The sequence below is a fragment of the Hymenobacter sp. UYCo722 genome, from assembly GCF_040547115.1.
Classification (GTDB): Bacteria; Bacteroidota; Bacteroidia; order Cytophagales; family Hymenobacteraceae; genus Hymenobacter.
Genome location: NZ_JBEPPC010000003.1, coordinates 345,067 through 357,835, shown reverse-complemented (window position 1 = coordinate 357,835; position 12,769 = coordinate 345,067). Strand labels below are relative to the sequence as shown.

The following is a 12,769-nucleotide window of genomic DNA, read 5'->3' as shown; positions in this document are numbered from 1 at the left end:
GGGCGGCGACGGCTGAATCCCGGCCTGATTGTTTAACGACGCGGCGCAAATATGCGCCGCTACACCGTTTCTGCTTTGCCCACCACTTCTTCGCTGCGCCTGCTGCTGCCGCGCCTGGGCATCGTCCTGGCGCTGGCCCCGTTCCTGCTGCTCTGCGCTTTCAATCAGCCGTTTTTTGATGATTTTCGCAACGGCACCTGGCTGCGGGAACACGGCACCTGGGGCGTGCAGGTGTGGCTGTTTCAGACCTGGACGGGCCGCTTCACCACTACATTTCTGATGACGGTGCTGAACCCCGTGGCCTACGGTTGGCTGGGCGGCGTGAAGGTGGCGGCGGCTGGTTTTTTTCTGGCGATGTGGGCCAGTCTGGCGCACCTGCTGCGGGCGCTGCGGTGGCCGCCGCTGGGGTTTAGCTGCTCGCGCAGTCGGGCCGGGTGGGCGGCCGGACTGCTGCTGGCCCTGTTCTGCAACGCCGCCCCCGCGCCGTTTTCGTTTTTGTACTGGTTTGCCGGCGCGCTGGTGTATCAGCTCACACTCATCAGCTTGCTAAATTTTACAGCCCTGGCGCTGCGCGTGGGCTGGGGGCCAGTCGCTGGTCGCCGGCGCGCGGCGATGTGGGCCAGCCTGCCGCTGGCACTGGCCCTGACGGGCAATGAGCTGACGCTGGTGCAGGCCCTGCCAGTGCTGGCGCTGCTGGCCATGGCCCTGCCCCGAAGGACGCGGCCGGCGCTGCTGGGCTGGCTGCTCATCGGCGCGCTGGCCACGGCCGTGGCGGCAGCCGCACCCGGCAACTGGGCCCGCGCCGCCGCCATGGCCCCACCCTCCGACCCGTACTACGCCTACCGCTGGCTGGTGCTCATTCCCCGGTCGGTTTTGTCGATGGTGCTGTTTCTAATCCGGCCCATGAATGGCCTGAGCGTACTGGCGGCGGCGGCCGTGGGCTGGTGGGCCGGGCGGCAGGCCCATGCGACCGGCCCAGCTCCGCGCCTGCTCGTGCGGCGGCAGTGGCTGGCGCTGCTGCTGGCCTACGCGACGCTGAATTTCCTCGGGTTTCTGCTCTTCCGCTACCTGATTGTGGGCACGCCGCTGCTGCGGGCGCAGAACGAAATGCTGCTGGTGCTGCTGGGCTCGACGGCCGGGCTGGGCTGGCTGACAGGGCGGCATTGGGGCCGGGCCACAACCGCGTGGCCGGCAGCAACGCCACCGCCGTGGTTGGTCAAGCATCGCCCGGCTCGTGCGCTATTTTTGCTGCTGCCGCTACTGGGCCTCTTTGCCGCCGGGCACGTGCCCGAGGCCTGGCGCGAACTGGCTACCAGCGCGGCCCCCTTTGATACCCAGATGCAGGCCCGCTTTGCCGCGCTGCGGGCCGCCCACCGCGCCGCGAAGCCCCAGGTAACCTTGCCGCCCCTACGCCTGCCCTACGGCCGCGTGCTGATTCCACTGCGGCAATTCAGCACTGATATTGAGTTCGACATTGACCTGACCAAAGGTTGCGAGGGCAACATCAATGGTGTAATGGAACGCTATTTCGGGGTGCCCGACGTGTGCTGCGACCCGAACGCTACACTTGTTGAAGAATGAAGCACAAAAACAGCAGGAGCGAAATTGCTCACTGCTCATTCTTCGTTCCGCATTGAGCGCAACGCCCTAACTTGCGGGTTATGCAAGCAGAAATTTCCCGCGCCCTAGCCAGTCTCGACTTCTCGGCTATCGACTTTGAGACGGCCAACGAGCAACGGGCCAGCGCCTGCGCCGTGGGCGTGGTGCGGGTGCGTGGCGGCCAGATTGTGGAAACCTACGCGACCCTGCTGCGCCCCCGCGTGCTGCGCGTGGACTGGCGCAACCAGCAGGTGCACGGCATTTCGGCAGCCGAGCTGCACAACGCGCCCACCCTGGCCGACGTGTGGCCCCAGCTGCTGCCCTACCTGCACCACCAGCCCGTAGTGGCTCACAACTCGGCCTTCGATGTGAGCGTGCTCGAATACAGCTGCCGCGATTTCGGCGTTCCCATTCCGGCCTTTCACGCCCTGTGCTCGGTAAAGCTGGCCAAACTGTGCTGGCCCCACTTCGAGCGCCACAAGCTCGACCACGTAGCCGGGCAGTTTGGCATCCCGCTCAGCCACCACGATGCGCTGAGCGACGCCCGGGCTTGTGCCGAAATTACGGTGCGCGCTTTTCGCTCGGGTACGGCCCTGCCGCTGTGCTACAAGCAGCGCGAACTCACGGCCGGGCTGGCGGCCCGGGCCGCCCGGCAGGCCGCCAAGGCCCGCCTCGCATAGCATCGGCGTTGCCTCATCGCCTGGGTACTAAAAGCAAGAGCCTGCGCCATAATTGGCGCAGGCTCTTATACCTTTTTGTCCGATAAGCGCGGATAGACGCTTGTTTCGCCGCAGGTGGGGGCCGCTGAGCGGACCCATCGTTTGCTGGCTATTGGTAGATGGACAAGGCAGGCGGCGGACTGGAGTAGCAGTCCGCCGCCCTCATGCGGAAGAGAAGGACAAACGAACGGAAAGGCAGAAAAAAGGTAGGTACTGGGGGTAGCGGCCAAATCGTTGGGCCGCTGTTGCCGGCATTGGCTGGGGTAAGCCTGCTAATCGACGACTATTCTGAGCAATAAGAAATTATATTGAATACAAGAAACAGCAGTACACTAAGCTAGTTAATTAACTGACTATCAGAATATTTTTACAAATTTAGACCTCCTTACGCCAAATAAAAAGGAAGTTTTGGCTATTTTGAGGACAGCAGCTGAAGCACATTTAATGGCTCTAAAATCAGTGATTAGTCTCCATCAACGGCGTTTACTAGCGATATTCGGCCTTTATTCGCCTTTTACAGGAATGAATAAAGGCTTTTTTGAGGACATTCCTTCTCCGTAGCTGTACTGCCGGCGGCTACCTAACCCAAGTCACTTGGACGCGGCCGCTTTACGTACGGCCCGATAATGATACAACCGGCTTTTCGGCATGAATGACATATTAACGCTGGCACAAATTGTGACCTCGCGGCGGCAGACGGCGCTCCCGATTATCGATTTGGACCAAGCTCCCGATAGTCGGGAAAGCCAGTTGGTAGGCCTGTTGCTAACGGGAACGGCCCTCACGCCGTTGCAAACTGCCAAGGCCCTGTACGGCCAAGCCACCAGCGCCAACCTCGTGGCCCTGAAGCGTCTGAAAAGCCGCGTGCAGGCCAAGCTGCTCAACCACCTCTACTTTCTCGACCACAGCGACCCGCTCAGCCTGGTATCGCGCCGCTACCAGATGGCGTGCCTGGATTTGTTACACAAGGGCATCGCTCTGTACACCGAGGGCGACTACGTGCTAAGCCAACGCCTGCTGCGCCGCTGCCTAACGGAAGCCCAGGCCGGCGAGTTCACGGCCTACGCCGTGCAGAGCGCCCGCCAGCTCTGCACCATTTACGCGCACTTGAACAAGCCCGCGGCTTACCAGCAAATGGACCGACTGCTGCAACAGCAACTAGCCGTGCAGCAGTTGGAGGACGAAGCGGAGCGCCTTTACACCAGTAGTTCGCTTGCGTTGGCCGGGACGGTGAAGGCCCGCCGCACCCTGCTACCGCAGATACCCGAGATTTTGAAGCAGCTGGAGGTCCTGCATCGGCGGGCCAACTCATACAATACCTTTTCTTTCCAGTACCGGCTACGAATTGCCCACGAAGAGTTGCTGGGCAACTTCACCGAGCTAATGCGCCTGACGGGGGCCGCCGCCCGGCAAATGAGCCAAGGCAAGCTCAATGCCCGGCGTTTCGACCTGCGCTACAACACCTTCATGAGCATTGTGGCCTATCTGCGGGGCCGGCAGCCCGAGAAAGGCCTGCGCTTGGCCCAGACGGGCATTCAACACTTTGCCTGCACATCGAGCAACTGGTTTTTGTTTCAGGAGTATCACCTGCTGCTAGCTCTCCACGGCAAAAAATACAGCTATGCGCAGCAGCTGCTACTGCTGGTGGCGCAAAACCCCGCCGGAGCCAAGCTGCGCCCGGCGGCCCTGGAGCACTGGGACTTGTATCGGGGCTACGTCGATTTTGTGGCCCTGCCCACCGCGCCGGGGGCTCCGCCGTCGGCCGCCAGATGGGCGCTGCTACTGCCGGAGCACAGCCGCGACAAAAGCGGCCAGAATGTGGCCATCCTGGTGTTGCAACTGCTGCATCACCTACGCCAACAAAACTTCGACGAAGCCCTGGTGCGGCTGGAGCGCCTGCGCAAGTACCAGCAACGGCACCTGCTCGGCGACCAAGCCAAGCGCAGCCGGCTGTTTCTGCGCCTGCTGCGCGGCCTGGCCGACACGGGCTTCGACCCCGCGAAGGCCCGCAAGCGCGGCCAGCCAACGTTGGAAATGCTGACCAGCACCCCCCTGCCCGGCAATGCCTTTGCCGAGGTTGAAATCATACCCTACGAGCACCTGTGGGAGCTGGTACTGCTGCAGTTGCAGCTACGCCCGGTAAAGGGGTGAGTGGTGGGCGTTTAGCCCGGAGAATCAGAAAACGTATGAACGTCCTGCTCATCTAGCGTCCGCGCAGGCGAAGCATCTCGCGGGTGGCCGTACTCCAATCGAAAGGATTACTTGCGCGGGAGAGATGCTTGGACTGCGCGGACGCAAGATGAGCAGGACGTTCTACTGATAGAATTGCACAGCTAAAACAGCACGGCCACCTGCATGCGGCCGGTGTGCACGGTGTTGAGGCCGCTGGCCTTGCGGCCATCGTAGGCCAGCGTGATGTTGAGGCCGTTGCTCAGGCGCTGCTCCACGTTCAGGTTCCAGGTGAAGTTGCTGCCGGGGCGCAGGGCATTGAGGATTTCGATGGCGACGACCGAGTTGAGGGCGGCGGGCTCCACGTCGAACTGCACCCGGGTGTAGTGCGTGGCGGCCGACACAGTGCGTTTGCTCACCTGGCTCAGGCGGGCTTCGAGGCCGAGGTCATCGAAAATGCCGGGGGTGGTTTCGGCGGGCGTGGGCGTGGGCCGCGTGGGCAGGGTGGCAAGGGTATTTTGCTTCTGGGTGTGGGCGTAGGTGCCCGTCAGGCGCAGGGCGGGCGTGGGTTGATAGCTGATTTCGGGCTGCACGGTGTAAATCAGCAGGCGGTAGTTGCGCGAGGCGAGGTAGCTGCTAGTGGCCTCGCGGATGTCGCGCGCGGCCGTGAGACGACCCGTGAACGTGGTGGCCAGCGTGCGGCGCAGCAGCAGGCTCTGGGTGCTGAGGTTGCGCAGGTCGAAACCCTGCACGAGCTGGGTTTTCTGCTGGGTTTGCTGGAAGGTGAGCTCCGCCCCAAAAATGGGATTCGAGCGGTTGAAATACAGCGTGTTGCGGAACAGCTGGTTGAAAGCCAGCAGCTGGGCATCCTCCTTGTCGAAGCTCAACGGGCTGAGGCGCTTGAGCACGGCCGGGTCCGTCGTGCGGCGGTCGACGGTAATACTGGTGAGCGTAGCGAAGCGCGAGGCCACCGCGCGCCAGCCGCCAGCGTCGCGCCAGCCCCGCGGGGCCGCCGTGGTAAGGCGGTAGGCCAGCCGGTTGGTGTAGGCCGTGATGTAGTCGTTGGTGGGCAGGTATACTTTGATGAAAGTGCGAAACTGCGCGTCGGGCGTTTGGGCCTCGAAGAATTCGTCTTTTTCCTGTAGCTTGTTGCCATTGAGGTCGTTCCAATAGTGGGTGCCCTGGCCAGCGGGCACGGCCAGAAAAGAGTAGTCGCGCTTGAGCTCGCGGCCGGTGGCGATGCTGTAGTTCAGCTCCGAGCGCACCTGGTTTTGCAGCAGCCCCACGTTGTAGAATAGCTGCCCGAGCACGGTGCGGTTGCGGGCCAGACCCAGCGAGTCGAGGTCGCGGTAGGTGCCCAGCACGCGCACGTCCTGGTTTTTGCCCAGCCGCGAGGCCAACGTACCCTGCCAGGTTTGGGCAGTGCCGCGCCGTTGCAGGGCGGTTTGCTCGCGGTTGGGGGTCTGGTCGCGCCGGTAGGTATAGTCGAGGCGAAACTGGGTGCGGGCCGAGTCGCGGCTTTGGATGAACACGTCGTGCTCATCAAAGTAGTTGGCCGAGCGGATGGTGTCGGTGCGGGTCGAGCTCACCAGGTTTTTATCGAAGCGGTAGGCGTAGCCGGGCACGATGCGACCACCCACGTAGCGCCCCGTGGCCTCGCCCCGCGCCCAGCTGGAGGTGAAGCGCCCGGCCTGCGAGTTCAGCAGAAACAGCGAGCCGCGCATCTGCAAATTGCCCACCTGCTGGGCCGCGTCGAGCCAGTGCTGCACGCCGTTCACCTCGCCGGGCCGGAAGCGGCGGCTCAGGCGGTAATTCACATTGTTGTTCAGGTCGCGGCTGGCCCCCACGCTGAAGTTGAAAATATTGTCCTCCCGGGCCACGGCGGCCGCGCCCACGTTGGCCGTGTTGCTCACGTTGCTCCAGTTGCGGTCGAATTCGATGTCGCGGTAGCGGTCAATCGGCGCGAAGCGCTTGCCGGTGTACTCGTAGTCCATGGTCGAGCGCAGGCGGTAGCCGCGCAGCACCCCGGCGGCCAGCGCGGCGGGCAGGCGGCGGTCCTGCACCACGTAGCCCACCCGGAAAGCCCCGTCCTGGTCGCTCACCGGCGAAAAGCGGTTGCGGTCGAGCCGCGAACGGGCCGCGTCCACAAACACCGTTGTGCTGCTGTCAACCTGCAAACTCACGCCCACGGTGGCCAGCTGCTTCAGCAGCGGCGTCGGGATGCGGCGCACGGGCAGGTAGCGGCCCAGGCGCACGCCGGCCACCGGGGCCACGTACTTATACACCCGGCCGTTGCTGGTCTGGTCGGCCACGTCGGTCGAGAGAATATAGTCGCCGTTGCCCTGCCCCACGTCCGTAAAGCGCACCGAATACACGCCGCCCAGCGTATCGGCCCCCACGGCCCGACTAAACTGGCCCGTGGCCGGGTCGCGGCGGTACAGCACCTGGGTGCGCGCGTAGGCTACCGAGTCGCCGCCCGCCACCTGGGCCACGGCCACGTTGCCGGCGCGGCGCAGCTGCCGCAGCACCGTGGTATCGTTCAGGTTCAGGTTGAGGGCGTTGTTGGGATTGTCGGCTTCCTGGTAGAAGTTGCCGTGCACACTCAGGCGGCCCAGCTGCTGGTAATGGCTGGCGGCCACCAGCGAACGCGAATAGTTGAGGTCAGAATACTCAAAATCAATTTTGATGCGCGAATTGCGCGTGATGAGGTGGCGCGGCGTAAACGTGACCTCGGCCAGGTTGTAGTCGATGGTGTAGTCGGCATCGAAGCCCCGGGTTTGCAGGCGGCCGTCGAGGTACACCTTTTCCGAATTGGCCAGCACGATGATGAACTGCTCACCATTGGGCCCGCTGAGGCGGTACGGCCCCTGTACGTTCTCAATCGGCGGCACGTCGAGGCTAGCGAACTTGCCCTTGGCCACCCCGCCCGCCACGGCCGTCGAGGAGCGCCAAACCAAGCCCTTGCGCACGCCGCTGCTCGTCACGGTACTGCCGGCCAGCGGGGCCTGGTCGCCCAGCGGCAGCGGCGGGGCCACGCCGGGCACCTGCCGGTTGGGGTCCGTGAGCTGGGGCTGGCTGATGGCAGGCGGGTTGAGCGTGGCCGGCGAGGGACCGGCAATGCCGCCGCCCGGCACCTGCCCGGCCACGCCGTTTAGGAAAGTGGCGTTGGCCACGCCCTGAGTCGCGCCGTAGCCCGCCAAGCCCACGATGGGCGGCCCGAAATTGGCCTCAGCGGCCGCGCCCTGGATGTTTTTGTAATAGCGCAGGAAGTAGTCGGGCTTGTTGCGCAACACCACGTCGCCGGCCGTCAGGTTCCAGATGGGGTTGGTGAGGGTGAGGTAGATTTTGTCGAACTGCTGGAGCTGCTGGGTGTTGCCCTCGGGCTGAAACGGCACGTTCTGGTCCGAAATCGCGGCCGTGAGGTGAATGTTCTCGGCCAGCTGGCCTTCCAGCTGCAGGTTCAGGGCCGAGTTCACGAACACGTTCTGGGTGTTGCCAAAGCTCAGCCCGCGCGACAGATTACCCGTTTTGCTGATACCCGGTGTGTTGAGAATCTGCTCCTTCACCGAGAAATCCTCCATCCGCATCGAACTCTGCCGAAATCCAATGCTGTCCATCAGGCTGCGCGGCCGCCGGAACCGGGCCGCCGTGAGGCGCAGCGGCAGCACCCGGTAGCACACCAGCAGCGAATCGGGCCGCCCGGCGCTGCTGCTGTCGCGCGGGGCCGTACCCGGTAGGGCGGGCCGCACGTAGCGGTAGCGCTCGGTGCGGCCGTCGTAGTCCAGCCCACGCCCGTTGGCCCTACCGGGTACGACCCGCACCGACGACGGCACGATGGTCAGCGAATCCGTCAGCACGAAGCTGGTAGTATCGCGCCCCGGAGCCAGCTGTACCCAGCGGCAGCGGCGGGTACTGGGCGGCGGCGCTTCGCCGGTTTTTGCCGGGCGTACCTGCGCCCGCACTTCTCCCCTCTCCAACAACAACGCCACCACGAGCAGGCCCACGAGGGGGAAGCACAGACGTAAGCGACGAATCATGCGGTAAAGGTCGGGTTTGGCGGGTAACGCCGGGGGCAGGTAGTTTCGTGCCGTGGCCAAGGCCCGGCCGCGACATTATCCGGCCAGCGGCAGCTCGATAAAAAAGTCGGTTCCCTCCCCCACCCGCGTCTCGAACCAGATTTTGCCGCCGGCGCTCTCGATGCCACGCTTGGCTACGGCCAGCCCGATGCCCGAGCCGGTTTCCTTGGTGGTGAAGTTGGGCACGAATACTTTTTCGCGCACGTCGTCCGATATGCCCGCGCCGTTGTCGCGGATGGCCACGCGCACGCTGCCCGCGCCCACATACCCCAGCGAAATGTCGATGTGCGGGGCGCGGCCTTCGGGCACGGCTTGGCGGGCGTTTATCAGCAGGTTGTTGAAGGTGCGCACCAGCAGGTTTTCGTCGGCGTACACGATGTAGCGACCGGTTTCGGCATCGGCCGGCAGGTGCAGGTCGAGCGCGCCATCGTCGGTATCGGGCTGGTGCAGGCCGGCGCAGCGCCGCAGAATCTCGGCCACGTCGAGCCGCTCGGGGCGCATGGCCGGCAGGTTGGTGAACGTGCTGAAGCTGGTGGCGATGTCGCTCAGCACGTCAATCTGGGTGATGAGCGTTTGGGAGATGCGGCCAATCAGCTCTTCCGAGTTGGGCCGGCGCTCGGCAATGGCTTTCTGCAGAAACTGCAGGCTCAGCTTCATCGGCGTGAGCGGGTTCTTGATTTCGTGGGCTACCTGCCGGGCCATCTCGCGCCAGGCCGCCTCTTTTTCCTGGGCGGCCAGCTCGCGCTTGCTGGCCTCCAGCTTGGTGAGCATGGCGTTGTACTCGCGCACCAGCAGACCAATCTCGTCGTCGGAGCTGCGGTAGTCGAGCAGCTCGTTTTCGCCCGTCAGCGTGGTTCGCGTCAACTTTTCGGTGATGAGCGTGAGCGGGGCCGTGAGCTGCCGCGCCGCCACGTAAGCCAGCCCCAGGAAAATCAAAAACATCAGCGTGAAGATGTTCAGTATTGTCGTGAACAGCTCCGTCAGCTTGGTATTCAGGGCTTTTTCCGAGTCAAAAAACGGAATTCCCACATAGCCTAATATAGGGCCGGTGGGCATGGCCATTTCGTCGGCCGACGACCCGTCGTCATCATCAAATGGCGAGTTCACCTTGTATTTGGCCTCCTTTTTCTTGTTCGTGCCCGGCCGGCCCAGCGAGTGGCCTGCCAGGTCGGCCACTACGGTTTCGCCCGCGCCGGCCCGCACCGGAAGGTACAGCGAGTTGAACGAGAGCGAGCCGGCCCGCTCCGTGAGCAGGGCACGGGGCCGGTTTTGCTCGCGCAGGGCCACCATAGCATGCGGGTTCAGCAGGGGCCCGAGCAGCCCGGCATCAAAAATCAGCGGCTGGCTGCTGGAGAGCAGCTCGCCGTGGGCATCGTACAGGTTGAGGTCGGTTTCGGTGAGGGCCGCCACGTTCTTCGCCAGCGCCGCCAGCGTGGGCCGGGCCGTGCTGTCGGACAGCAGGTGGCGCTGCCGGCGCAGGCTTTCCAGCGCCAGTTGCCCGCGCCGCTCGTAGGTACGGGCCAGGTCGCGCTTGTACGAGGAAATAAGCTGGCTGGCCGTGGCCAGGCTCACCACCAGCAGCGGCACCACAATGCCCACGTTCAATAGCAGCTGAATACGGGTGCTGAAGTTGAGGCGTGGCAGGGCCCGGTCGCGCACCAGTACGCCGGCCGCGCCCAGCAGCAGCCAAAAACCCGCCGACAGCAAAAACTGAAACGAGAAGTTGGCCAGCCAGTCGCCCACCGAGTAGGTAGCCGTGGTCACTACCACCGTGCGGTCGAGCGAGCCACGCAGCGCGAAGTGCTGGTAGCCCTTGCGGGCAAGGCCGGTGGCGTAAAGGCGCGGGTCGGTGAGCAGGTCGGCAGGCAAGCGGTTGGCATAGTCGAAATCACCCTCGCTGTACACCAACTGCCCGTGGTTGTAGCCGGCGTAGCTCAGCTCGGTGGCCAAGCCGGGCTCGAAGAATTTCTGGTCGACCAGCAATTCGGGCAGCACACTGTACGAAGTCAGCTTTTTCAGGGTCAATTCCACGCGCACCGCGCCCAGCGGCAGGCCAATGCCGTTCACCCGCTGCCCGGGCACGGTGATATAAGCCACGTAGCGCCGCGAGCCAAACGGGTTGTCCGACTGCACCAGAAACACCCCCGCCTGGCCGGTAGCCGTGGCCGTGCGCGCCGTGAAAACGCGCGCCAACAGCAGGTTAGGCGTGCCCGAAGCTGCGCCCACGGCATCGCCGGGCGCATCGTAGAGCGTGATGTTGCTCTCGTATTTGTCGAAATAGTCGCTCAGGTACTGCCGGGCAATACGCTCGCGCACCGCGTCGGGGTTAACGAAAGCCGCCGTTAGCGCCCGTCGCACGAAGGGGTCGGTCGCAATTTTGCGCATCTGCTCACTCAACAGATATTCCCCCTGAAAATCGTTGTCGATGAGCAGGTTGCCGGCCAGGCGCTGCTTGTCTACCAGCAGCTGCTTCTCGAAGTGGGCATAGAGCGCCAGTGCGCCCGTGGCCGAGGTGAGGGCCAGCAGCAACACCACCAGCACCGCCGCTTGGTAGCTGCCCGGCCCGGGCGTTGCCCGCAGGTTCACGGCCCGCACCAGCGCCGCAAATAATAGCAGCACGCCTGGCAGCAGCAGCCACGGCTCGCCCAGCACCAACCCCAGCCCCAGCACCGGCAGCGCTACCGCCAGCGGACCCCACAGCAGCACCTGGCGCGGTACGTGGCGCAGTACCCGGCCAGCCACCTGCGTCAGACCAAATAAGCCCGTCAGCCACGCGGCGGTGTGCAGCAGCACGGCTAGCCCCAGCACTACCCAAAAGCCGCTGGGCTGCACGTTGCGGCTCACATCGAGGCTCAGCTGCGCACTGCCAAAGGCGGTAGTGTAGTAGCCGAACAAGAGTCCCAGCCAGCCGGCGAAAGCAGTGCTTATCACTGCCGCCGCAATCAGCTGCCCGCGCGTTTCGGCCGAGGCTGGCAACCGGTCTGGCACATTGTAGCGCCGCCACAGAGCCACGGCCCCCACCGCTACCAGCAGCGCCAGCAGCGCATTCAGCAGCAGGTCGCCGAGCGAGGGGGCCCACCAGGCCGCCGCATACACGCGTGGGTCGAACAGCGGTAACTCAATGAAAGAGTATGGCAGCCCCAGAAATAGCAGCACCGCCCGCAGCAGCAGCAGCGGCAGCACCAGCGCGGCCATTGCCCGGCCGGCGCGGCCACCACGCCACCAGCGCCGCGCCAGCACCAGCCAGGCCGCCGCATATAGTATGCTACCCAGGGCCAGCAGCGCCAGCGGCACGTATTGGCCCGTGAGCGGGTTGGGCTGCAGCCGCCGGATGGAGAACAGATAATGCCCATCGGCCGCCTCAAACTGCGCCAGTCCCTTGGCGGCGTTATCCGCCACAACTTCCAGTTCGAGCCCTCGAAATAATGCCTGCTCGCCGCCCTCCCGCAAATAGCGGTTGCTGATGCCGTAATGGCGTTCCAGCGGCAGATACATTAATATCAGAAACCGGCCGGCCGACCGCCTCAACTGCACAAAATGGCCCACCGGCGTTTCAATCAGCCGCTCCGATATGGTCGGGGCCGTTTCCGTTTCGGGCCGCAGCGTGGCGTCGGACCAGTAGCGGAGCACACCGTTTTCCAGCACGCAGGTTGGGTAGGTGGTCTCGCTAATTAGCGCCTGAAAGCTGTAGGGGCCGCGCTGCAGCTGCGTGGCAACGGTATTGGCCTCGCGGCGGGCGGTGGCTTCGGCCAGGTGCACCAACTCCTGCAGGTGGGCCACATCGGTGCGCTGCACCACGCCGGGGGCTTGCCCGTAGCGACTGGCCAAGTAGCCACCCCCAAAGCACAGTGCCGCCGCCAGCAGCAGCAGCCACGGCAGGCGCTGCCGCGTGGGTGCCGAAAGTAGAGCCGACGATAGGCGAAAGGGAGCGCGCAAGAAAGCGGTTGTCAGGTCAGAAATAGGGCGAAACCATAGAGCCCACCCAAAGAAAGCCAGTAAGCACGACAACCACGCTACCATACACTTGGCAGCCGCGCGCTTGTAGCCTCGCAAAATCCAAGCCCAATAAAAAATGCTGCCCGAGAGCAGCATTTCAAAATAAGGCAACCAGCTACGGGCTAGCGTCATAAATACCGGGCATTCGGCCGGCAAGTGGATACTTAAAGCTCCAAGCCAAATGCGTAGACACCTTACCATTGTGGCAAC

General features: G+C 64.0%; 5 protein-coding genes. 3 read left to right on the top strand and 2 right to left on the bottom strand.

Annotated elements, in window-relative coordinates; genetic code table 11:
• Window positions 1-51 precede the first annotated feature (51 nt).
• From ABIB44_RS11085 to ABIB44_RS11075, 3 genes are all read left to right on the top strand, one after another.
• Entirely contained in the window at window positions 52-1,581 is a 1,530-nt protein-coding gene (locus ABIB44_RS11085; protein ID WP_354584727.1) for a hypothetical protein, read from the top strand.
• 80 nt (window positions 1,582-1,661) lie between these two features.
• A complete protein-coding gene (locus ABIB44_RS11080) occupies window positions 1,662-2,279 on the top strand; it encodes a 3'-5' exonuclease (RefSeq protein ID WP_354584726.1) in 618 nt (205 codons plus the stop codon).
• Window positions 2,280-2,966: 687 nt separating this feature from the next.
• Window positions 2,967-4,469, top strand: a complete 1,503-nt coding sequence (locus ABIB44_RS11075; RefSeq protein ID WP_354584725.1) for a hypothetical protein — start codon at window positions 2,967-2,969, stop codon at window positions 4,467-4,469.
• A 182-nt stretch (window positions 4,470-4,651) separates the two neighbouring features.
• On the opposite strand, the gene ABIB44_RS11070 is transcribed toward ABIB44_RS11075, so the two are convergent.
• Together ABIB44_RS11070 and ABIB44_RS11065 are read right to left on the bottom strand one after the other, a co-directional pair.
• Entirely contained in the window at window positions 4,652-8,524 is a 3,873-nt protein-coding gene (locus ABIB44_RS11070) for a DUF8818 domain-containing protein (protein ID WP_354584724.1), read from the bottom strand.
• A 75-nt stretch (window positions 8,525-8,599) separates the two neighbouring features.
• Entirely contained in the window at window positions 8,600-12,499 is a 3,900-nt protein-coding gene (locus ABIB44_RS11065; protein ID WP_354584723.1) for a sensor histidine kinase, read from the bottom strand.
• Between the last annotated feature and the right edge of the window lie 270 nt (window positions 12,500-12,769).